A 21,672-nucleotide genomic window follows, 5' to 3' on the forward strand; every position below is an offset into this window, starting at 1 on the left:
TTTCGAAAGACCAACCCATGACCATCATCGGACGGCGCGGCGCCCTCGCCCTGATCGGCAGCGGCGCCAGCCTTTCCATTCCGGCTGTGGCACGTGGCCCGGCCAGCGCCCGCTTCGAGCACGGCATCGCCAGCGGCGACCCGGCCGCGGACGGCGCCGTGCTGTGGACCCGCGCCACCCCCGCCGACGCCAGTGCCGACGTCGCGCTGGAATGGCACGTCGCCGACGGCCCCGACGCCGCGCCCCGCCACACCGGCCGGGTCGTCGCCCGCGCCGCCGCCGACCATACCGCCAAGCTGGAGGTGACCGGCCTCGCGCCCGGCCGCGACTACTGGTTCTGGTTCACCGACGCCGCCGGCACCCGCTCGCCCACCGGCCGCTTCCGCACCCTGCCCAGGGGCGCGGTCGACCGCCTCGTCCTCGCCGTCGCCTCGTGCCAGCTATATCCCGGCGGCCTGTTCAACGCCTATGCCGACATGGCGGCGCTGCCCCGGCTCGACGCGGTTCTCCATCTCGGCGACTATATCTATGAATATGGCGCCGGGGGGTACGGCGCGGACATCGGCCGCAAGCTGAACCGCCTGCCCGATCCGGCGCACGAGATCGTCTCGCTGTCCGACTATCGCCGCCGCCATGCACAGGTGAAGCGCGATGCGGACATGCAGGCCGCCCACGCCCGCGCCGCCTTTATCTGCGTGTGGGACGATCACGAGGTCGCCAATGACGGCTGGGTCGGCGGCGCCGAGAACCACGACCCCGCGACCGAGGGCGACTGGACCGCGCGCAAGGCGGCGGCGATGCAGGCCTATTTCGAATGGATGCCGATCCGCGAATCGCGTCGCGGGCTGGGTCGCGAGGCCATCTTCCGCAGCTTCGAGTTCGGCGATCTGGCAACGCTGGCGATGGTGGAAACCCGGCTGCTCGCGCGCAGCGAACAGGTCGCGCCCAAGGGGCAGGCGCCCGCGTCCGGCGATTATGCCGCCGCCCTGGCCGAAGCCGCCCGCCCCGACCGCGAGATGCTCGGCGCGCAGCAGCAGCGCTGGCTGGAGGACGTGCTGGCCCGCTCGGTCCGCGCGAACAAGCCGTGGCAGCTGCTCGGCAATCAGGTGGTAATGGCGCGCGTCGCCGGCCCCGATCTGGAAAAGGCATTGGGCGCGGAGAAATACGCCGCGACGCTTGCCCGCATTCCGGCGGCATATCGCGACCGGCTGGCCCGGTCGCTCGCCAGCTACCGCGTCGGCATCCCCTTCAGCCTCGATTCGTGGGACGGCTATCCGGCGGCCCGCGAACGGCTCTACCAGAGCTTCCGGCGTGCCGGCGCGCGTCCGGTCGTCCTGTCGGGGGACAGCCATGCGGCATGGTCGAACGACCTGTACGACGATGCCGGCCACCTGGTCGCGGCCGAATTCGGGGCCACCGCGATCACCAGCCCGTCCTATGGCTCGCTGCTCCCCGGCCTCGGCAAGGTGCTGGCAGACCAGAATCGCGAGGTCGTGTTCTGCGACCAGGATTCGAAGGGCTATACGCTGCTGACGCTCACCCCCGATGCGGCCACCGCCGAACATATCGCGGTGTCCACCATCCTCGCCAAACCCTTTACCCGCCGGGTGACCGCCACCCACCGCGTCACCACCGACAAGACCCGGCCGATCGCGTAACAGGCAGCACGCCGATTCCTTTTCCGTTCGGCCTTCGACTTCGCGCAAGGCCGAACGGATCGTCGCACTATCCCGCCATCGCCCGTCGCGCACCGGTATCCACATCGCCCATCCCGCGTTGTGCCCGCATGACCCTGAACCCGGCCGATCCCCGAACCGCCGCCGCCAGCGGCATGGCACGCTTCCTTGGCCGCATCGCGCCCGACGAGACGATCGCGGTCGCCGCGCATTTCGACGCGGACGGCCTTGCCGCCGCCGCCATCCTCACGCGCGCGCTGCGCACCGCCGGCCGCACCGCCGAACCGGTGATCGTCGGCAAGGCGCAGACGCCGTGGGACGAGGATTTCGCAGGCCGGTTGCGCGGCCTGAACCCCGGCGGGCTGATCCTCGCCGATCTCGGCACCCGCGCCGAACCGGTGCTTGCCGGCACGCCGACACTGATCGTCGACCATCACCGCCCGACCGGCACACCCCCCGACGCCGTCACGCTGAGCGGCCACGCGCTCGATCCCGAACCGACCAGCGCCCTGATCGCCTGGTGGGCGACGACGGCGCTCGGCGACCAGAGCGACCTGCTCTGGCTCGCCGCACTCGGCCTGATCGGCGACATGGCGGAGGCGGCGGGCTTTCCCGAACTGGCCGAGGCGCAGAGCCGCTGGGGCAAGACCGCGCTGCGCGATGCCGTGTCGCTGGTCAACGCACCGCGCCGCACCGCCGCCGCCGATGCGGGACCCGCGCTCCGCCTGCTGCTCGCCGGCGATGGGCCCAAGGCGATCACCAGGGGGGAGGGGCCGGACGTCCAGGCGCTCGCGGCGGCAAAGGCGGAGGTGCGTGACGCGGTGGAGGCCGCCCGCCGCGTTCCTCCCCGGATCGCCGGCGACGTCGCGTTGCTCCTCTTTTCCTCACCCTGCCAGATCCATCCGCTGATCGCTCAGCAATGGCGCGGACGGCTGCGCGACAAGATCGTGATCGCGGCGAACAGCGGCTACCGCCCCGGCTGGGTCCACTTCGCCACCCGCTCGGCCACCGGCCGCGATCTCCTCGCCTTTCTCGCCGAACACCGCCCCGACGGCGCCGATGGCCGCTACGGCAACGGCCACGCCCAGGCCACCGGCGGCGCGCTGCCGGTGGAGATATGGAACCGCTTCGTCACGGGACTGGGAATCGTGGAGGCGCAGGTCGCACCCTGACTCCCTCGCCCCTACGGGGAGCATCAGGTCGTCCATGCCGGGGGCATGGACGACCTGATGCTGGAAGGGGCCCGCTGCCGCAAGGCAGTGGGAAGGGTGAGGGGCCGCCACAAGCGCCGCACTGCTTGGCTACCCCTCACCCTCCCGTCGCACCGAATGAAGCGTGCCTGTACCCCTCGACCATCCCCCGCACATCCACCCGCGCCTTCAACCGCGCGCACAGCAGGGCCGTCCCGCTCACCTTGCGCTGCACGAACAGCGTATCCACCGGCGGCAGGTGCCAGGTGTCCCGGTCCTCCGCCATCGTCGCCGCCTCCTGCCGCAGCACCGGGACGAAGGCACGGTCGCCGAAGTCGAACGCGCCCGGCTGGTCCAGCTTGGCCAGGATCACCCCGATCATCCGGTCCACCGTCGCCCGGTGCCGTTCGGTCGCCGCCGCGCCCAGAAAGCCGGTTTCCACCGCCGCCACGCGCACCGCATCGCGGTCGCCGCTCAGTCCCGCCAGGATCAGCCGGTGATAGGCGGCCTGCGTCTCCGGCCGGATCACCCGCGCCGCCCCGAAATCCAGCAGCACCAGCCGGCCCGTATCCGCCTGCCAACGATAATTGGCGAAGTTGGGATCGGTCTGCATCACCCCCCAGGCGAACAGCTCGCGCAGCATCAGCCGCACCAGCGCCTCGGCCGCCTTGTCGCGCGTCGCCTGATCGGCCGCCTCCAGCACCTCCACCCGCTCGCCGGCCACGAATTCCATCGCCAGCACCCGGCCGGTACTCAGCGCCGGGTCGGACCCCGGCACCACATAGGCGGGATCGTCGCCGACCAGCGTGCGATACCGCTCCAGCATCGCGCGCTCGCGCTCGTAATCGGCTTCCTCGTGCAACTGCCGCTTGGCCTCGCCCAGCAGCGGCGCGATATCCAGCTCGCGCGGCAACAGGCCCGAGACGCGCAGCAACGTCGCGACATTGTCGACATCGGCGTCGATGCTGTTCGCGATCCCCGGATATTGCACCTTGATCGCCAGCGTGCGGCCATCGGGCATCTCGGCGCGGTGGACCTGCCCGATCGAGGCGGCGGCGATCGGATGCGCCTGGAAATGCCGGAACTTGCGGCGCCAGTCGCGCCCCCATTCCGCCGTGAGTACGCCGTCCAGTTGCTTGGGCGGCATGTGATGCGCATTGTCGCGCAGGCGGGCCAGGATCTGCGTCAGCTCGGGCGGCAGGATGTCGCCGGCATCCATCGAGATCATCTGGCCCAGCTTCATCGCCGCGCCGCGCAGATTGGCGAGCTGATCCGCCACCCGTGCCGCGTTTTTGGGCGTCAGGATCAGGTCGTTCATTTTCGGCCGTTCGCCCGCCGCCAGTCGCCGGGCGCCCTCGGTCACGATTCCCCCGGCGATGCCGCCGACGATGCGGCCCATGCCGCCCAGTCGCCCGATCCGTCCGCCGGGCACGGCCCGACCCTTCGATTCCTCGGTCATGTGTCAGGTCCTCAACAGGTCGGATAGCGTCACGGGGGCGAAGTCGTGCACGTCGGTGCCGACATCGAATTGCCGCGGCATCGGTTTCAACCGGCCATGGCTGTGGCCGTGTAGGTTGATCGCGCGGCGATGCTGTCCGTTCCAACTGCGGAAAGGATAATGGCACAGCACCAGCCGGTGATCGTCCAGCGTCAGCTCGGCATAATCGCCGGTACTGGCCCAGCCGGGTGCGGCCAGCGTGTCCTCCGGATCGTTGTTCCCGCGCAGCAGATGCTTGGTGCCGTTCAGCCGCGCCAGCAGGGCGGCGACATCGGCGGGGCGCCGCGCGACGTCGCCCAGATGCCACACCGTATCGCCAGGTGCGACGACCGCGTTCCAGCGGGCGATCAGCGTTTCGTTCATCTCCGCGGTCGAGGCGAAGGGCCGGCGCGAGATGTTGATCGTGCGGTGATCGCCGAAATGCGTGTCCGCGGTGAAGAAGACCGTCATGTCCAGTACAGCACCCGCGCCATCGGCAAGGCCTCGGCGATGCGGCGTTCGAAGAACTGGCGCAGGTCGCGCATCGTGGCCGCGTCATAGACATGCTTCTCGGTGCCGAACTTGGTGCGCTTCGTCACCCGGTCGCGCGGCGTCATGTCCAGCGACGATCCCGGATACCAGCTGTCCAGCACCGCCTTCGATCCGGCGGTGAAGCGGTGGGTTATCAACTCGACGGTCAGGTCCAGGTCCGCCACCCCCGCCAGTGCGGCGGCGGCATCGTCGATCAGCGCGCCGTAGGCCGTCTGCCAGCCCTCCGCCGCGATGATCGGCGCGATCGTCAGTCCGACCGGATAGCCCGCCGCCGCCATCTGCCCCAGCGCGTGCAACCGCTGCGCGACGGGCGCGGTGCCCCCCTCGAACCGGGCAAAGGCGCGCGGGTTGATCGATGCGCGCATCCGCGTGCGCCCGCCATGGTCGAGCGTCAGCAGCGGGGCCACATCGGCGAACTTGCTGGTGAAGCGTAGTTGCGCGGCCACGTCCCACCGCCCGAACCATGCGATGGCCGCGGACAGCGATCCCGTCAGCGGCTCCAGCGCGAGGGGGTCGGTGTAGCACGACGCCTCGAACGTCGTCCCTTCATGCGCCCGCGCGCTGCTGCGCGAGGTGATCGTGCCTTGCCCCAGATAGGCGGGCAGGCCGTCCAGTATCTCGTCCAGATTGGCATAGACGCGGGTGATCGGCGGCCCCTTCAGCGATCCTGCAAGATAGCAGTAGCTGCAATGTGCCGGACATCCTTCCGCCAGGTCGACCCGCCAGTCCGCGCTTGGCGCGATCGGCTGCAACCGGCGTTTCGACGGTGGCGCCACCACCACCGCCAGCGTCGCCTTGGCCTCGGCATAGGCGCGGCGCGGATCGTCCTCGAACCCTAGCGTCAGCCGGTCCCCCGACAATTCCACCACCTCGATCCCCATACGCTCGGCCCGCACCAGAATGGCGCGTCCATGCGCGAAATCGCGTGCGGAACGCGTCACGACCACGCGGCGCGGCTTCCAGGTGCCGATGCCGGCGCGGGTGGGGGAGGGGGCGGTCTGCACGGGGTTCGAACGAATGGCTGCCGAACTTGTTCGCGGCCCCGTTCGCGGCGAAGCTTTTCGGTGCGGGCGCAACCAGCGTGCGGCGATGTTTGTTGATGCTTCCCTCGTCCCTCAGGTAATCGCCCCAAGTGACCGCTGCCTCAAACCCTGCCTGGACCGAGGCCGATCGCCTCGCTGAACTGGAATCCTACGCGATTCTCGATACTTCGCGGGAGGCGGAGTTTGACGATATCGCCCGGCTGGCCGCCGATGTGTTTGAAGCGCCGATGGCGGTGGTCAATCTCGTGGCGGGCGACCGGCAATGGTTCAAGGCGGAGGTCGGCATCGGCGCCTGCGAACTCCCCCTCGACGCCTCCATCTGCGCCCACGCGATCCGCCACCCCGGCCTCTTCATCGTCCCCGACCTCGCCCAGGATCCACGCTTCGCCCAGAACCCCCTGGTCACCTCCTCCCCCAACCTCCGCTTCTACGCCGCCACCCCCCTAACCACCCCCACCGGCCTCCCCCTCGGAACGGTGTGCGTGCTGGATACCAAAGCGCGGCCGGAGGGCATTACCGAGCGTCAGCAATTGACACTGCAATTGCTTGCGCGACAGGTGATGACGCAACTGGACCTGCGTCGCGCAATCGCGCTGCGCGACCGGCGGACAGCCCAGCTGGAAGCGGAAATTGCGGGACGACGTGGCGTGGACCGCGCACTCGCCGAGACCGATCGACGGCTTAATGCCGTGCTGGATAATACGCGAATGGCTGTGTTCCTGATGGATGAGCGGCAGCATTGCGTTTATGTTAATGCGGCGGCGGAGGCTTTGACGGGGTATCGTCTGGGGGAGATGGCGGGGCGGCCGTTGCACGACGTGGTGCACCATACGTATCCCGACGGGCGGCACTACCCGTTGGAGGAGTGTCCGATCGACCGGGCATTTCCCGAGCGTGCCCAGATGGATGGGGAGGAATTGTTCGTCGCCCCCGATGGCTCCTTCTACCCCGTCGCATTTACCGCGAGCCCGGTGCTGGACGATCATGGCAGCCCGGTGGGTACGGTGATCGAGGTGCGGGACGTGTCGGAGCAGAAGGCGCGGGAACAGGCGCTGGTGGAGTCCGAGGCACGGTTCCGCAACATGGCCGATCATGCGCCGGTGATGATGTGGGTGACCGACCCGGACGGGCGCTGCACCTATCTGAACAAGGCATGGTACGAGTTCACCGGACAGACCGCGGAGACGGCCGAAGGGCTGGGCTGGCTGAACGCGGTGCATCCCGAGGACAGCGGCTGGTCTGGCGAGGTGTTCCTGGACGCCAATGCGCGTCAGGCACCGTTCCGGCTGGAATATCGCCTGCGCCGCCACGACGGCACCTATCGCTGGGCGATCGATGCCGCATCGCCGCGTTTCGGCACGGACGGGGCGTTCCTCGGCTATATCGGATCGGTCATCGACATCGACGAACGGCGTGAAACGGAAAATGCGCTGCGCGCCAGCGAGCAGCGCTATCGCACGCTGTTCGAGGCGATCGAGGCCGGATTCTGCATCATCGACATGGTGTTCGACGACGAGGGCCACCCGGTCGACTATCGCTTCGTCGAGGCCAATCCGGCGTTCGAGCGGCAGACCGGCCTGAAGGATGTGGAAGGACGCAGCGCCCGCGAACTGGTGCCCGGACTGGAGGCACACTGGTTCGAAAGCTATGGCCGTGTGGCACTGTCCGGCGAGCCGGTGCGGTTCGAGAACGGATCGGAGGCGATGGGCCGCTGGTTCGAGGTACATGCGCTTCGACTGGGGCCGGCGGAGGCGCGTCGCGTCGCGATCCTGTTCAACGACATCACCGAGCGCCGCCGCACGGACGTGGCGCTGCGTGCACTGAACGAGACGCTGGAGCACCGGGTGGAGGACGCGCTGGCCGAGCGCAAGCTGTGGGCCGACGTGATCGAGAACGCCAATGCGATGATCGCGGTGGTCTCGCCCGACTATCGTTTCCTCGCACTCAATGCCGCCTATGCCGCGGAATTCGCGCGCATCTACGGCATCCACCCCAAGGTGGGCGACAGCTTGGGCGAATTGATGGCACCGGTCGCGGCGCATCGTGACGAAGCGTTGGCGATCTGGCGTCGCGCATTGTCGGGCGAGGCGTTCACGGTGACCGAGCCGTTCGGCGAGAGCGACCTGGATCGTCCTTATTACGAGTTGCGCTTCAACGCGCTGCATGACCGCGAAGGTCATTTCGTCGGCGCGTTCCAATATGCCGTGGACGTGACCGACCGGCTGCGCGATCAGGCGCGGCTGGCGGCGGCCGAGGAGCAGTTGCGCCAGGCGCAGAAGATGGAAGCGGTGGGTCAGTTGACCGGCGGCATCGCGCATGATTTCAACAATATGCTGGCGGTGACGATCGGCTCGCTCGATCTGCTGAACCGGCGGATCGGCGCATCGGATGCGCGTGCCAAACGCTATATCGATGCAGCGACCGACGGTGCGCGGCGCGCGGCAACGCTGACCCAGCGGTTGCTCGCCTTTTCACGGCAACAGCCGCTGCGGCCCGAGGCGGTGGACCCCAACCGGCTGGTCTCCGGCATGTCCGATCTGTTGCGCCATTCGCTGGGCGGCGACGTGCGGCTGGAGACGGTGCTGGCGGGTGGCATCTGGCCGACCCATGTCGACCCGAACCAGTTGGAAAACGTGATCCTGAACCTGGCGATCAACGCACGCGACGCGATGCCGGAGGGCGGGCGCGTGACGATCGAGACGCAGAATGCCCATCTGGACAGCCGCTATGTCGCATCGCAAATGGGCGTGGCGGCGGGGCATTACGTGCTGATCGCGGTATCGGACACCGGCACCGGCATGCCGCCCGAGGTGATCGCCAAGGCATTCGACCCGTTCTTCACGACCAAGGGCGTGGGCAAGGGGACGGGGCTTGGGCTGAGCCAGGTCTATGGCTTCGTCAAACAATCCGGCGGGCACGTGAAGATCTATTCGGAGCCGGGCGAGGGGACGACCGTCAAGGTCTATCTGCCACGGCTGATTGGTGCAGAGGCCGAGCCCGCCTCGCTGGCCGACGACCGCGACCTGCCGCTGGGCGAGCAGGAAGAGGTGATCCTGGTGGTCGAGGACGAGCCGAGCGTCCGGCAGTTCAGCGTCGAGGCCCTGACCGAGCTCGGCTACCGCGTGATCGAGGCGGACTCGGCGGCGGCGGCGCTGCGCCTGCTGGATGCCAATCCCGACATCGCGCTGTTGTTTACCGATGTGGTGATGCCCGAGGTGAACGGCGCCAGGCTGGCCGAGGAAGTACGGCGGCGGCGTCCCGATCTGCGGGTGCTGTTCACCACCGGGTATACCCGCAACGCGGTGGTGCATAACGGGGTGCTGGACCCCGGCGTCGAATTGATCGGCAAGCCGTTCACCATCGAGGAACTGGCCGCCAAGGTGCGCGAGGTGCTGGAAACGCCGTTGGGGTGAGCGGCGTTTATCCCAAATTGCGGATACGCCTGGTTGCAGTTCTGCAAGTTCAGGCAGATGCTGCAAGCGAGGGAATGCGGCGGAACGGGCGCGTTACCCCATATTCGATCCGGGAGGCCGTGATGCGGTGTTCATGGGCAGCGACCGCGCTTGTCGCGGCGGCTTGTGCGACAGTGGACAGGCGCAAAGCGGCGAGGATCAGGTACGCCGGGCCATCATGGACATGAACCGCGCGGCGCAGCGGCTGGATGCGGACGCGTTCATGCGCAGCTACTGGCGGTCACCCCGACTCACGATCACGTTCGACGGCGAGACGATGCGCGGATGGGACATCATTGCGCGCGAACAGCGCAAGTGGTGGGCCGACAAAAGCGCCGGCATCCGCTTTAATGAACAGCGGCCGGCCGAAATCGTGTCGCAGGGTGACGGCGTGGTGACGTCCCTGCAATGGATGCGGGTATCGCGTGCGGGCGATCAGGAGCCGGCGCGGCTGGTTATCACCTCCGTTTGGAAGAAGCTCCCCGAGGGGTGGCGGGTGGTGCTGGCCCATGAATCGTTGGTGCCGTGATGCTGGCCGACGGGTATTGCAGGGCGGGCCTCTGCCGTTTTGTTTCGACGTCGTTCCGGTGAGCGGTTCGGTTCCGATGTGTTCGCTCTGAATAGGTAATGCCCCTGAAGACAACGCCATGAAGCACGGCGTGCTGTAGTTATCTTGGAAGCGAATGACCGGGAGGGCAGGATGCTCAGGAAGATCGGTATGCTGGCGGCTTTCATCACTGCCGTGCCGGCCGTCGCCCAATCGTCCCCCGCCGTTCGTGTGCCACCGGAGATCGGCGCTGCATATGCACGATTGGGAAAAGCGATGATGGCGCATGATGCCAATGGCGTTCGTGCGGTCTGGGCAGAGGACTTCGTGGTGAATGCGCCCAACAATATGGTGCTGCACCGCGACGAGGTGATCGCGGCGATGGAACGCGATTTCCTCGACTATAGGGACTTTCGCAAGCACATCAGCTTTGTCGGCGAAAAGCCTGAAGTGACCGTGGTCATGGGCTACGACACCATGGTGCCGACCAAGGGGCCGGGTGCGGGCAAGCAGGTCATGCGTCCGTTTACCGACATATGGACGAACCGTGCCGGCACCTGGCAACTCATCGCGCGGCAGGCGACGATCGCTGCCGCGCGCTGAAGCGGAATGACATCGCCTTGATCCGTTCGCGTCGACGTGCCTCTCGATACGTGGCTTTGCCGCTACTCGGCGACTGGGGCGCGGGGGTGGGACAAGCAGGTGTCATCCAATTTCGAGACGTACGGATCAGGCGGTCATCAGGAAGGCGGCGCCGGGGATGGAGATGACCTTGGCCTCCGGCATGGGGCAACCATTTGCACCGATGCGGAAAATCGTGACCTGGCCGCTTTCCTCGTTGGCGGCGAGGAGGTGGTTTTGGTGGAGTAGCAGGTGGCGGGGGGAGCGGCCGATGCTGGAGATGTGGCCGATGCGGGTGGGCGTGCCATGGGTGTCGAGCGCGTAGGTGACGATGCAGTCGCCGCCGCGGGTGGTGACGTAAAGGCGGGCGTGCGGTGCATCGAGCGCGATGGCGCCGCCCAGCGTCTGTTCGACCGTGATCGCGCGGATCGATTCGGCGTGCAATGTCGCACCCTCGGGGCGCAGGACGGTGAGCGTGGCGGCGAGTTCGCTGACCAGATAGGCGACCGGCAGCGTCGGATGGGGGGCGAGATGGCGCGGACCCGATCCGGGCGGGGCGGTGTAGAGCGTCTGCGGCGCATGCAGATCGTCCAGGGGGCGCGACAGGATGCGGTCGGTGCCGAGATCGACGGTGAGCAGCGCACCCGCCGGGGTGAAGCCGACCCAGTGCGCGTGCGGCCCGCGCTGGCGATCCGGGTCGGGGCCGTGACCGCGATCGGCCAGCGTGATGCCGGCGCCGGGCAGGCCAGTGTCGCCAAGGGGAAACAGCGTCACGCTGCCGCTGGCATAGTTGGCGACGGCGAGGTGGCGTTCGTCGCGGGACAGCGCGAGGTGGCAGGGCGCCTCGCCGCCCGAGCGGACCTGCGCCAGTGGGCGCCAGTCGGCGGCATAGACGTCCACCGTGCCCGCCGCCTCGTCCACCAGATAGCGGTGGCCGTGGCGGGCGGAGGCGACGGCGAAGGATGCGTTGCGGATCGACGGGATCGGCGGCCTCGCCGTCCAGCCGCCCTGGCCGTCATGGACGAGCGGCACCAGTCCGGTGCCGCCCTTGCCCGCATAGGTGCCGACGAACGTGGCGGTCATGGCAGTTCCTGCATCCGCGGTTCGACGCGCAGGGTGACGACATCGACGCGGGGCGGGCGGGTGAGGATGAAATCGACCGCCTCGGCGATGTCCTCGGCATAGAGCATCTCGTGCCGGGCGATCATCTCGCGCTGTTCGTCGGCAGAAGGTTCCTGCATGTCGCTGCCCACCGTGCCGGGCTCGACCAGGCCGACGCGGATGCCGCGATCCTTTACCTCCTTGCGCAGCGTCTCGGCAAAGGCGGCCAGGCCGGCCTTGGTAGCGGAATAGACGCTTTCGCCCGGCGCATGGATGGCGGCGCTGATCGACCCGATGATGACGATCTGTCCGCCATCGTCCAGCCGCTCCAGCGCGGCGCGGGTACAGGCGAGCGCGCCGACCAGATTGACATCGACGACATAGCGCCAGGCATCGTCCTCCATCTCGTCGATGGGATCGGCGCCGAGTGCGGCGTTGGAGACGAAGGCGTCGATATGCCCCAGCCGCTCATCCGCTTCCTGGAAAAGACGCGCGACGCCCTCGCGCGTGCCCAGATCGGCGCTGATGCCATGGACCTCGCCGCGCGCATCGGCGAAGGATTCCAGCGCCTCCGCCAGTGCCGCCTCGTTGCGGCCCAGCGTCAGCACGCGGGCGCCCTTGTCGGCGAGGCTGCAGACGATGGCGCGGCCGATGCCGGTGGTGCCGCCAGTGACGATGACGTTCTTTCCCTGCACGGTCAGGCGCTCCCCTTGCACGGTCATGCACTCCAGGTGAGGATCAGGCGGCCATTGGCCGGCACGTGAAAATCGAGGCGGTCGTCGGAGGTGGTGTGGGCGCGGACGATGTCGCCCCCCGCCGTGGTCAGCGTCGCCTGCGGCAGCTTGCGGCGTTTCAGGCGGACCAGCGACAGATCGGCCTGACAGGTCTCGCCGCCGTCCAGCGACAGGGTCAGCGCGCGGTCGCCGGTCCGCTCGATGCTGCGGATGAACAGGTTGCAGAACAGGCGGAACGGCGCCTCGTCGATGCGGTGGTGGGAGCGGGCGGCGAAGACCAGCGCGGCGCCGCTGCCATAGATTTCCTGCCCGACCTGGCCGGGCGACTGGCCGTCGCCGTAGAGATCCTCCAGCGGGAAGGCGAGATCCGGGTTGATGACGCCGCTTTGGTGCGGAGGATCGGCCAGTATCTCCTTGGGCAGCGCTTCGGGATAATAAAACCAGGCGCGGTCGAGGGCGTATCTGCAATATTCGCCGATCAGCATGCGCACCGCGGGTTCCAGATCGGGGCCGCTGTCCGCCAGATAGGCCTCGAACGCGGTGAAGCTGTCGAAGCATTCGTAGATCGCCATGTAGGGCGAGTCGTGCAGGCAGGTGGCGCCCAAGAAGGTGCGGTAATGCACCGCGTGGCCGATCTCGGATTCCCAGATCTCGCAATTGTGGAAGAAGCTGGCGAGATAGACGTAGCTTTGCGACAGATAACGGTCGTCGTTGGTGATCCGCCACAGCCGCATGCAGGCGGCGGCACCCCAGGCGGTCAGGTTCGCCTGATATTCCAGGTCGAAGCGCATGCCGACCGCCGCATCGATCGCCGCGCGCGCCTCCGCCAGATAGGTCGGGTCGTCGGTCAGTTCGTGGCATTGCAGCATCAGATAGGCGTAGATGCCGCCGACATCGGTCTGGCCGAAGCGGTCGTCGTTGCGCGCCTTCGTCTTCACGGTGAAGTCGCGGATGTCGTACATGACCGGCCAGACATAATCGAAATGATGCGCCGCGCGGATGCCGAAGCCGACCGACTTCAGCAGGAGTTCGCGGCACACCTCGTCGCCTTGCAGCGCCAGCCGCGCCATGTTGAGCATCGGGTGGTAGAGATACCAGCTGTCGACGGCGTCGGCGTCCTTGTCCTTGCCGACATTGGGCAGATAGCGGCGCAGCGTCTGGAGATCGGGATCGTAGAAGCGCGCCAGCCCGGCGCGCAGTTCGTCTTCCAGCGGCAAGGGCGCGCCCAGCCAGCGGCCATAATCATGCACCGCGGCCAGCACCGACATCTGCACCATGACGTCGGGATATTCGCCGTCCGGATAGGGCATGATGTAGCGGTGGCCATATTGGCGCCTGCTCGCCTGCGGCGCCTCCGCCAGATCGCGCAGCGTGCGCTCGGACAGGCCCACCCAGTCGCGATAGTCGGTGCGCGGCAGCGGCAGCGCCTTGTACGCGATGCCGAGCATCTGGAGGAACTGGCGCGCCATCTCCAGCTCGTTGTCGCCCGCATGGTCGCGGAAGACGAGGATGGCGTCGGAGATCATCACCTCCTGCCCGGCGGGCAGCGGGTGGGTGGGGGGCGTGCCGCTTTGCGGCGGGGTGGGCAGGAGATAGCCGAGTTCGGGCCACTCGCCGCCCATCGCGGCGTCGGGCACGGTATCGGTGGCACGGAAATAGTCGTTCAGCGCGGTCAGGTTCTGGAAGTAGAGCGTGCTGCCGAACGCGGGTTCCTCGAAGCGGAAATAGATGAGCGCGCTGTTCACGCCGCGCTGGGCCGCCTCGACCGTGCCGTGCGCGCCCAGCGGATCGTCGTCGGCGCCCAGCACGTAGCAGTCGCGCGGGTGGAACGGGATCAGCAGCGGCGCGCGCGGGGTCAGCCGCACCTGCATCTGCAGGCGGTGGAGATCGGCCTCCGACGTGCGCAGCGCGATGACGTGGCGCCCGACGACGCTTTCGGCCTCCAGCCGCAGTACCTCATGCTGTTCGGGGGCGAGCTTGCGGACCTTGAACCCGCCATCGGGGGTGTAGGCGGCGCGCAGGGCCAGCCCGCCCTTGTCCGGGCGGCGGATGATGAGCCAGACCGAGTCCGCGCCTTGGCAGATGTCGACCGACAGGTCGCCGAGGCCGAACCGGTCGAGCCGCTTCATCGCGCCGCCCATCAGCTCCTCGCGCAGGCCCAGCACATAGGCGCTGACGCCAGGAATGTCCTCAGGGGGCTTGACGATGTCCAATACCGTCGATGACATAAATCCCATCCTCCGGAACCAAATCCCTTAACGCATGTTGTCCTAAGCGACTGAAAATACGTCACTATCTGGCACAACTCGACAGCGAGCCGTTGGTTCATGCGATGCGGCGAACGGCGCGTCGCGCGTTGTGGACGGCATGGCAGGGAAGGCTGGAGCATCGATGGGCAGTTGGACCGACGATCATGGTGCGCGGCCCCGCGTCGCGCTGGTGCTGGGTGGGGGCAATGCGCTGGGTGCGTATCAGGCCGGCGTGTTCGAGGCCCTGCAATCGGCAGGGATCGTGCCGGAATGGATCGCGGGCACCTCGATCGGGGCGGTCAACGGCGCGCTGATCTGCGGCAATGCACCCGAGGCACGGCTGGACCGGTTGCGCGACTTCTGGCGGCCGGCGGAAGGCGCCATATCGCCGACCGGGCCCGGAGAGACGGCGCGGCGGACCGCCAGTGTCGCGGAGGCCATGTTATGGGGGCGCGGCGACGTGTTCGCGCCACGCGGCCCCGGTACGTGGCCGATGGGTACGCAGGCGCTGTACGATTCGTCACCGCTGGGGCGGGGTATCGCGCGGCTGGTCGATATCGATCGGCTGAATGACGGCGGGATGCGCTACGCCACGGTGGCGGTCGACCTGGAGACGGGGGCGGAGCGCGTGTTCGACACGCAGCGAGGCCGCGTCGGCGTCGATCATGTGCGGGCAAGCGGTGCGCTGTTGCCGCTGTTCCCGCCGGTCACCGTCGATGGCCGCGACCTGGTCGACGGGGGTACCGCGTCGAACCTGCCGGTCGATCTGGTGCTGGCGGAGCCGGGCGAGGGCGCGTTGCTGTGCATCGCGGTCGACCTGTTGCCGCTGGAGGGCGGTGCGGCGCGGACATTGGGCGATTCGTTGCAGCGGATGCAGGACCTGGCCTTTGCCTGTCAGGCGCGGCGGGCGATCACCGGGTGGCAGCGCGACTATGACCTGCGCGCGCGGATACCCGGCGAGACGCCGCGCACGGTGACGTTGATCCACATGGCTTATGGCGGCGAGGAGCGGGAAGTGTCGGGCAAGGCGCTGGACTTCTCCGCGCGCTCGATCGGCGAGCGGTGGACACGCGGCGCGCGCGACATGCACCATGTCATCGCGCAACTGGATGCGGGCGAGATCGCCACCGGCCGGTCCGGGCTGACGGTCTACCGCTTTCAGGACGGCGAGCGGCGGGAAGGCTGATCGCGGATCGTCAGGTGACGATCGGATGGCGACCGCGCAGATCGTCGAGCGTGCGTTCCACCGCGGCATTCTCGCCCGCGGTGCCGGCGGGGGCGAGCGACCAGTTGCAATGGGGATGCGTCTCGGCACTGTAGACGCGTACATCGCCCAGCACGATCCGCCAGCGGCGGCGGGTGCCGCCCACCTGTTTCACGAGCGTTGAGAGCAGGATGTCGAGAAGGTCGTCGCGGGTCATGCTGGGGCGCGTTAGCCCCATCGGCGCCGTCAGGGAAGCAGGCATGCGAAAGCGGCGTACAGCGACAAAAATTGTCATGTTCCATCCTTGTTCCGGAGGAACAAAGAGCGTACATAGCGGTCAGCAATTGAACGTAGAAACAGCATGCTCTAGCGAAGGGAGCTTCTGATGGCCGCCAATCTGAAAGTGATCGATACCGGCATGGCAACCCTCAATGCAGACCGGCAAAAGGCGCTAGACGCCGCGCTGGCACAGATCGACCGCGCCTTCGGCAAGGGCTCCGCGATGAAGCTGGGGCAGAAGGAGGCGATGCAGGTCGAGGCGATCTCGACCGGCTCGCTCGGTCTCGACATCGCACTCGGCGTCGGCGGCCTGCCGCGCGGTCGCGTGATCGAGGTCTATGGCCCTGAATCGTCGGGCAAGACGACGCTGGCCCTCCACGTCATCGCCGAGGCGCAGAAGAATGGCGGCACCGCTGCCTTCGTCGACGCCGAACATGCGCTCGACCCGGTCTATGCCAAGAAGCTGGGCGTCAACATCGACGAGCTGATCGTGTCGCAGCCCGACACGGGCGAGCAGGCGCTGGAGATCACCGACACGCTGGTCCGCTCCAACGCGATCGACGTGCTGGTGGTCGACTCGGTCGCGGCACTGGTGCCGCGCGCGGAAATCGAGGGCGAGATGGGCGACAGCCATGTCGGCCTGCAGGCGCGCCTGATGTCGCAGTCCCTGCGCAAGCTGACCGGTTCGATCAGCCGTTCGCGCTGCATGGTGATCTTCATCAACCAGCTGCGCATGAAGATCGGCGTGATGTACGGCAACCCGGAAACGACGACGGGCGGCAACGCGCTGAAATTCTATGCGTCCGTTCGTCTCGACATCCGCCGCACCGGCGCGATCAAGGACCGCGAGGAAGTGACCGGCAACGCGACCCGCGTGAAGGTGGTGAAGAACAAGGTCGCGCCACCGTTCAAGCAGGTCGAGTTCGACATCATGTATGGCGAGGGTATCTCCAAGATCGGCGAGATCCTCGATCTGGGTGTGAAGGCCGGGCTGGTCGAGAAGTCGGGTAGCTGGTTCTCCTACGACTCGGTGCGGATCGGGCAGGGGCGCGAGAACGCCAAGACGTACTTGCGGGAAAACCCGGAAATGGCCGACCGGCTGGAACGCGCCATCCGTCAGCGCACCGACAAGGTCGCCGAGGAGATGATGACCGGCCCGGATGCCGAGGACGACGCCTGAGGGCGGCCCGCGCCCTCCGACAAGGGGCGCGGCAGGTCATCTTGCATCATGCCGATGCCGACACGAGAAGGGCCTGCCGATCCGGCGGGCCCTTTGTCGTTTCGGAGACGAGGGGCCGCGGCCTTTATCGCCTGACAGGAGAATGCAGCGCATGACCGGACGATCCGAATGGCAGTCCCGTGTGGGTCGGGTATGGGCACAGGAATGGCGCCGGACCGATCGCGCGCTGGCGAGCGTGGCCGAGCGGCTGGATGCGGCGATCGCGGCGGTTGCGCCACAAAGCGGCCATGCCGTCGATATCGGCTGCGGCGCGGGCAGCACGACGCTGGCGCTTGCCGCGGCACGACCGCATCTGCGGGTCACCGGGATCGACCTTTCGCCCGATCTGCTCGGCACGGCTCGGGAACGTGGTGAAGGACATGGCAATGTCGCCTTTGCCGAGGGCGACGCGCTGGCGGTCCTGCCGACGCTGGCGCCGCTCGACCTGATCGTGTCGCGTCACGGCGTGATGTTCTTCGACGATCCGGCTACGGCCTTTACCCGCATGCGCGCGGCGATGCGGCCAGGCAAGCCGCTGGTCTTTTCCTGCTTCCGGGCGCGGGCGGAGAATGACTGGGCGGTGGCGCTCGACGCGGCGGTGGGCGGCGGGCCGGCTGTGGCCACTGGCTATGCGCCCGGCCCGTTCGGGTTGGCCGATCGCGCGTTTACGCAGGACATGCTTGGCCAGGCCGGTTGGGCCGACATCCGCGCGGCGGCGCATGACGTCGCCTACCGCGTCGGCGGCGGAGACGATGCGGTGGAGGACGCACTCGGCTTCTTCGCGCGGATCGGGCCGGCGGCGACGCCGCTTGCCAATGCGGCCCCGGCGGAGCGTTATGCGCTGGAAGCGCGTTTGCGCTCCCTGCTCCATCCGCGCGTCGTGGACGGGGCGATCGATTTCACTGCGGCCATCTGGATCTGGACCGCGACAGCAGGGGAGGCCGCATGATCGTCGTCCATCATCTGGAAAACAGCCGCTCGCAACGCATCCTGTGGATGCTGGAGGAACTGGGGCTGCCCTATGAGGTGAAACGGTACGAACGGGACCCCAAGACGATGCTGGCGCCGCGTGAATTGCGCGCGGTGCATCCGCTGGGCAAGTCGCCGGTGATCCAGGATGATGGCGCGGTCGTGGCGGAAACCGGGGCGATCGCCGAATATCTGGTGGAAAAGGCGGACGGGCGGCTGGGCGCGCCGTCGCACCGCGAGGCGGCGCTGCGCTATCGCTTCTGGCTGCACTATGCGGAAGGCTCGCTGATGCCGCCGCTGCTCCTGCTGCTGGTGCTCGGGCGCATCCCGCTGATGGGCAAGGCCGCGATCAAGCGGGTGCAGCCGATGCTGGACCGGCATCTGGACTATGTGGAGGCGGAGCTGGCGCGGCGCCCGTGGTTTGCCGGCGACCAGATGACGGCGGCGGACATCATGATGAGCTTCCCGCTGGAAGCGGCGCGCAAGCGTGGCGGCCTGAACGAAAGCCGCCCGGCGACGATGGCGTGGCTGGACAAGATCCATGCCCGGCCCGCCTATCAGGCGGCGTTGGCGAAGGGCGGCCCCTACACCTTCGCCTGACCGCCTCTAGCGACCGATATCGCGGAAGCTGTCGACGTCCTTGGCGGGGCCGTGGCCGGATGGCGCGTGCAGCGGTTCGATCTCGGCGGGCTCCAGCGGATCGAGCCCGCCCTCCCATTTCGACACCACGGTGGCGGCAATGGCGTTGCCGAGGACGTTGGTGGCGGAGCGGCCCATGTCGAGGAAGTGGTCGATGGCGAGGACGAGGAGGAGTCCGGCCTCGGGGAGGTCGAACTGTGCCAGCGTGGCGGCGATCACCACCAGGCTGGCACGCGGCACGCCCGCTATCCCCTTGGACGTGATCATCAATGTCAGCAGCATCGCGATCTGCGTGCCGAGCGTCAGGTCGATGCCGTAGGCCTGCGCGATAAACAGCGACGCGAAGGTCATGTACATCATCGAACCGTCGAGATTGAACGAATAGCCGAGCGGCAGCACGAAACTGGCGATGCGCGGCGGTACACCGAACCGGTCGAGCGCCTCCAGGGTGCGGGGGAAGGCGGCCTCGGAGGAGGCGGTGGAGAAGGCGAGAAGCGCCGGGTCGCGGACATAGCGCAGCAGCAGGCGGATGCGCGGGCCGACGAGAAGGAAGGCGATGCCGATCAGCACCGCCCACAGCACCGCAAGGCCGACATAGACCGAACCCATGAAATAGGCGAGGCGGCCGATCACGCCGGGCCCCTGTTCCACCAGGGTCGCCGCCACCGCCGCGAACACCGCAACGGGGGCAAAGCGCATAACATAGTCGGTGATCTGGAGCATGACCGCGACCAGCGCCTCGGCCGCCTTCACCAGCGGCGCGGCACGCTCGCCCACCGCGGTGATGGCGACGCCGGCGAAGACGGAGAAGACGACGATCTGGAGGATGTCGTTGGTCGCCATCGCGTCGATGATCGAGGTCGGGAAGATGTGGGTGATGACCTTGGCGGCATCGAACGCGGTCTTGTCGAGACCGCTGCCCTGGCCGGCGGGGGGAAGCGGCAGGTTGAGCCCGACGCCGGGTTGCAGCAGGTTGACGAGGATGAGCCCCAGGGTCAGCGACAACAGGCTGGCGCTGACGAACCACAAGAGCGACTTCAGCCCGACGCGGCCGAGCGCGCCGGTGTCGCCCATATGCGCGATGCCGACCACCAGCGTGCCGAAGACGAGCGGCGCGATGATCATCTTGATAAGGTGCAGGAAGATCGTGGTCAGCACCGAGAACCAGCCGGCGATCGCCTTCAGCCGCGCGGCCGAGGCCGGTGTCCCGTCCGACAGTCCCGCATTGATCGCCCAGCCGACGACGAGGCCGAGAACCAGCCCCAGAAGGATGAACCGCGTCAACCGCTTCGCCAAGATACACGCTCCCCGGAAATACAGGCCCGCTACCAAGGGGATTGCGGGGCTGCGGTCAAGAACCGTATCGCTTGGGCCATGCCCGCTGTTCTTTCCCGCCGGACGCTGATCGCCGGTGCCGCCACCCTGCCGCTGCTCGCCCGACCGGGGCTGGTGCGCGCGGCCGACACCGACCTGTCGACGCTGCGCGACATGACGGGCAGGGCCAGGCCGATCGATGCGGCGGAGCGCGCCGGTCGGCTGGCGCGGGCGCAAGGATTGATGCGCGCGAACGGGATCGGCGCGGTGTTGATCGAGCCGGGATCGTCGCTGGTCTATTTCACCGGCGTCCGCTGGGGGCGGAGCGAGCGGCTGACCGCGGCGGTGCTGCCGGTGGAGGGGCCGCCGTGCATCGTCACGCCGTTCTTCGAAGAGCCGTCGGTCCGCGAAACGCTGGGCGTGCCGGCGGAGGTGCGGGTGTGGCAGGAGGATCAGGACCCGCTGGCGATGGTCGCCGGTTACTTGCGCGACCGCAAGCTGGCGGCGGGCACGATCGGGATCGAGGAAACGGCGCGCTTCTTCGCGTTCGACGGGCTGGCGCGGGCGCTGCCGGAGGCGAAGCTGGTGTCCGCCAATCCGGTGGTGCGCGGGTGCCGGATGGTGAAGACGCCGGCCGAGATCGCGCTGATGCAGATGGCGACGGACGTGACGATGGCGGCGTATCGCTTCGTCTTTCCGCGGGTGGAGGCGGGAATGACCGGGCCGGATATCGCCGCGCTGATGAACGCCGCGACGCGCGCGCTGGGCGGCAGTCCGGAGTTCAGCCTGGTGCTGGTCGGCGAGGCATCGGCCTATCCCCACGGATCGAAACAGGTCCACCGGGTGGGTGAGGGGCAGGTGGTGCTGATGGATTGCGGCTGCACCGTGCAGGGTTATCAGTCGGACGTGTCGCGCACCTGGGTGCACGGCACCGCCAGCAAGGCGCAGCGCACCGTGTGGGAACAGGTGGCACAGGCGCAGCAACTGGCCTTTGCGACCGCCAAAGTGGGCCTGGCCGCCGGGCAGGTGGACGATGCGGTGCGGCGCTTTTACGCAAAGCTGGGATATGGCCCGGATTACAAGCTGCCGGGCCTGTCGCACCGGACCGGGCACGGCATTGGCATGGACGGGCACGAACCGGTCAATCTGGTGCGCGGAGAGGCGACGCCGCTGGCGCCCGGCATGTGCTTTTCGGACGAGCCGGGGCTGTACCTGCCGGGCAAGTTCGGGGTCCGGCTGGAGGATTGCTTCTACATGACCGAGGCGGGGCCGCGCTGGTTCAGCCAGCCGCCACACGACCTGGACCAGCCGCTGGGCGGGCATCGTTTGCCGCCGGCGAACGCGCCGCGCTGATCGCCCTCACCCTTGCGCGGATTTGCCGCTCCTTTCCTTTCCCGGTGGGAGCG

The 21,672-nt window shown here is 68.0% G+C and carries 18 protein-coding genes; 10 read left to right on the plus strand and 8 right to left on the minus strand.

Annotated elements, in window-relative coordinates; translation table 11 throughout:
- Window positions 1-17 precede the first annotated feature (17 nt).
- Window positions 18-1,658 carry an alkaline phosphatase D family protein gene (locus tag GQR91_RS10245; protein ID WP_149681830.1) on the plus strand — a complete coding sequence of 547 codons (1,641 nt, stop codon included), beginning with the start codon at window positions 18-20 and terminating at the stop codon, window positions 1,656-1,658.
- Window positions 1,659-1,786: 128 nt separating this feature from the next.
- The gene (locus GQR91_RS10250; protein ID WP_149681829.1) at window positions 1,787-2,848 is read left to right on the plus strand and encodes a single-stranded-DNA-specific exonuclease RecJ; all 1,062 of its coding nucleotides are present in this window, start codon (window positions 1,787-1,789) and stop codon (window positions 2,846-2,848) included.
- Between the two features lie 136 nt (window positions 2,849-2,984).
- Here GQR91_RS10250 and GQR91_RS10255 read toward each other — a convergent pair whose 3' ends face one another.
- Genes GQR91_RS10255 through GQR91_RS10265 form a run of 3 tightly spaced genes read right to left on the minus strand, consistent with a single transcriptional unit; the run spans window position 2,985 to window position 5,899 of the window.
- Complete coding sequence (locus tag GQR91_RS10255; protein WP_149681828.1) at window positions 2,985-4,325, minus strand: ABC1 kinase family protein; 1,341 nt, start codon at window positions 4,323-4,325, stop codon at window positions 2,985-2,987.
- 3 nt (window positions 4,326-4,328) lie between these two features.
- The gene (locus GQR91_RS10260; protein WP_149681827.1) at window positions 4,329-4,814 is read right to left on the minus strand and encodes a metallophosphoesterase family protein; all 486 of its coding nucleotides are present in this window, start codon (window positions 4,812-4,814) and stop codon (window positions 4,329-4,331) included.
- On the minus strand, window positions 4,811-5,899 hold the full coding sequence (locus tag GQR91_RS10265) for an SPL family radical SAM protein (RefSeq protein ID WP_149681826.1): 1,089 nt from the start codon (window positions 5,897-5,899) through the stop codon (window positions 4,811-4,813). Before GQR91_RS10265 ends, GQR91_RS10260 begins: the two co-directional genes overlap by 4 nt.
- A 128-nt stretch (window positions 5,900-6,027) precedes the next feature.
- On the opposite strand from GQR91_RS10265, the gene GQR91_RS19890 reads away from it, so the two are divergent.
- The 3 genes from GQR91_RS19890 to GQR91_RS10290 all read left to right on the plus strand — a co-directional run bounded on the left by GQR91_RS19890 (window position 6,028) and on the right by GQR91_RS10290 (window position 10,540).
- On the plus strand, window positions 6,028-9,351 hold the full coding sequence (locus GQR91_RS19890; RefSeq protein WP_235903929.1) for a PAS domain S-box protein: 3,324 nt from the start codon (window positions 6,028-6,030) through the stop codon (window positions 9,349-9,351).
- A gap of 133 nt (window positions 9,352-9,484) precedes the next feature.
- Window positions 9,485-9,919 carry a nuclear transport factor 2 family protein gene (locus GQR91_RS10285; protein WP_149681825.1) on the plus strand — a complete coding sequence of 145 codons (435 nt, stop codon included), beginning with the start codon at window positions 9,485-9,487 and terminating at the stop codon, window positions 9,917-9,919.
- Window positions 9,920-10,108: 189 nt separating this feature from the next.
- Window positions 10,109-10,540, plus strand: a complete 432-nt coding sequence (locus GQR91_RS10290; protein ID WP_260173127.1) for a nuclear transport factor 2 family protein — start codon at window positions 10,109-10,111, stop codon at window positions 10,538-10,540.
- A gap of 126 nt (window positions 10,541-10,666) precedes the next feature.
- On the opposite strand, the gene GQR91_RS10295 is transcribed toward GQR91_RS10290, so the two are convergent.
- Genes GQR91_RS10295 through GQR91_RS10305 form a run of 3 tightly spaced genes read right to left on the minus strand, consistent with a single transcriptional unit; the run spans window position 10,667 to window position 14,621 of the window.
- Entirely contained in the window at window positions 10,667-11,641 is a 975-nt protein-coding gene (locus GQR91_RS10295; protein WP_149681823.1) for a lactonase family protein, read from the minus strand.
- Window positions 11,638-12,381: an SDR family oxidoreductase gene (locus GQR91_RS10300; RefSeq protein ID WP_149681822.1), complete on the minus strand. Its 744-nt coding sequence runs from the start codon at window positions 12,379-12,381 to the stop codon at window positions 11,638-11,640. Before GQR91_RS10300 ends, GQR91_RS10295 begins: the two co-directional genes overlap by 4 nt.
- A complete protein-coding gene (locus tag GQR91_RS10305) occupies window positions 12,378-14,621 on the minus strand; it encodes a hypothetical protein (RefSeq protein ID WP_162853753.1) in 2,244 nt (747 codons plus the stop codon). Before GQR91_RS10305 ends, GQR91_RS10300 begins: the two co-directional genes overlap by 4 nt.
- Before the next feature lie 163 nt (window positions 14,622-14,784).
- Here GQR91_RS10305 and GQR91_RS10310 point away from each other — a divergent pair, with 163 nt between their 5' ends.
- The gene (locus GQR91_RS10310; RefSeq protein ID WP_160146747.1) at window positions 14,785-15,828 is read left to right on the plus strand and encodes a patatin-like phospholipase family protein; all 1,044 of its coding nucleotides are present in this window, start codon (window positions 14,785-14,787) and stop codon (window positions 15,826-15,828) included.
- Between the two features lie 10 nt (window positions 15,829-15,838).
- Here the strand turns inward: GQR91_RS10310 and GQR91_RS10315 are convergent, their stop codons facing one another.
- On the minus strand, window positions 15,839-16,063 hold the full coding sequence (locus GQR91_RS10315; protein ID WP_112383518.1) for a hypothetical protein: 225 nt from the start codon (window positions 16,061-16,063) through the stop codon (window positions 15,839-15,841).
- A gap of 168 nt (window positions 16,064-16,231) precedes the next feature.
- On the opposite strand from GQR91_RS10315, the gene recA reads away from it, so the two are divergent.
- From recA to GQR91_RS10330, 3 genes are all read left to right on the plus strand, one after another.
- Window positions 16,232-17,305, plus strand: a complete 1,074-nt coding sequence (gene recA, locus GQR91_RS10320) for a recombinase RecA (RefSeq protein WP_112383519.1) — start codon at window positions 16,232-16,234, stop codon at window positions 17,303-17,305.
- 151 nt (window positions 17,306-17,456) lie between these two features.
- On the plus strand, window positions 17,457-18,293 hold the full coding sequence (locus tag GQR91_RS10325; protein WP_149681820.1) for a class I SAM-dependent methyltransferase: 837 nt from the start codon (window positions 17,457-17,459) through the stop codon (window positions 18,291-18,293).
- A complete protein-coding gene (locus tag GQR91_RS10330) occupies window positions 18,290-18,913 on the plus strand; it encodes a glutathione S-transferase family protein (RefSeq protein ID WP_112383520.1) in 624 nt (207 codons plus the stop codon). Before GQR91_RS10325 ends, GQR91_RS10330 begins: the two co-directional genes overlap by 4 nt.
- Window positions 18,914-18,919: 6 nt before the next feature.
- Here GQR91_RS10330 and GQR91_RS10335 read toward each other — a convergent pair whose 3' ends face one another.
- Window positions 18,920-20,248, minus strand: a complete 1,329-nt coding sequence (locus tag GQR91_RS10335; RefSeq protein WP_149681819.1) for a dicarboxylate/amino acid:cation symporter — start codon at window positions 20,246-20,248, stop codon at window positions 18,920-18,922.
- Between the two features lie 78 nt (window positions 20,249-20,326).
- Here GQR91_RS10335 and GQR91_RS10340 point away from each other — a divergent pair, with 78 nt between their 5' ends.
- A complete protein-coding gene (locus GQR91_RS10340) occupies window positions 20,327-21,619 on the plus strand; it encodes a M24 family metallopeptidase (RefSeq protein WP_149681818.1) in 1,293 nt (430 codons plus the stop codon).
- Window positions 21,620-21,672 lie beyond the last annotated feature (53 nt).

This window comes from Sphingomonas carotinifaciens (genome assembly GCF_009789535.1).
GTDB lineage: Bacteria > Pseudomonadota > Alphaproteobacteria > Sphingomonadales > Sphingomonadaceae > Sphingomonas > Sphingomonas carotinifaciens.

Coding starts and splice junctions, on each gene's coding strand:
- GQR91_RS10300 (WP_149681822.1), bottom strand. CDS start 12,381: ATGACCGTGCAAGGGGAGCGCCTGACCGTGCAGGGAAAGAACGTCATC.
- GQR91_RS10250 (WP_149681829.1), top strand. CDS start 1,787: ATGACCCTGAACCCGGCCGATCCCCGAACCGCCGCCGCCAGCGGCATG.
- GQR91_RS10330 (WP_112383520.1), top strand. CDS start 18,290: ATGATCGTCGTCCATCATCTGGAAAACAGCCGCTCGCAACGCATCCTG.
- GQR91_RS10315 (WP_112383518.1), bottom strand. CDS start 16,063: ATGACCCGCGACGACCTTCTCGACATCCTGCTCTCAACGCTCGTGAAA.
- GQR91_RS10340 (WP_149681818.1), top strand. CDS start 20,327: ATGCCCGCTGTTCTTTCCCGCCGGACGCTGATCGCCGGTGCCGCCACC.
- GQR91_RS10245 (WP_149681830.1), top strand. CDS start 18: ATGACCATCATCGGACGGCGCGGCGCCCTCGCCCTGATCGGCAGCGGC.
- GQR91_RS10260 (WP_149681827.1), bottom strand. CDS start 4,814: ATGACGGTCTTCTTCACCGCGGACACGCATTTCGGCGATCACCGCACG.
- recA (WP_112383519.1), top strand. CDS start 16,232: ATGGCCGCCAATCTGAAAGTGATCGATACCGGCATGGCAACCCTCAAT.
- GQR91_RS10285 (WP_149681825.1), top strand. CDS start 9,485: ATGGGCAGCGACCGCGCTTGTCGCGGCGGCTTGTGCGACAGTGGACAG.
- GQR91_RS10290 (WP_260173127.1), top strand. CDS start 10,109: ATGCTGGCGGCTTTCATCACTGCCGTGCCGGCCGTCGCCCAATCGTCC.
- GQR91_RS10295 (WP_149681823.1), bottom strand. CDS start 11,641: ATGACCGCCACGTTCGTCGGCACCTATGCGGGCAAGGGCGGCACCGGA.
- GQR91_RS10310 (WP_160146747.1), top strand. CDS start 14,785: ATGGGCAGTTGGACCGACGATCATGGTGCGCGGCCCCGCGTCGCGCTG.
- GQR91_RS10255 (WP_149681828.1), bottom strand. CDS start 4,325: ATGACCGAGGAATCGAAGGGTCGGGCCGTGCCCGGCGGACGGATCGGG.
- GQR91_RS10305 (WP_162853753.1), bottom strand. CDS start 14,621: ATGTCATCGACGGTATTGGACATCGTCAAGCCCCCTGAGGACATTCCT.
- GQR91_RS10325 (WP_149681820.1), top strand. CDS start 17,457: ATGACCGGACGATCCGAATGGCAGTCCCGTGTGGGTCGGGTATGGGCA.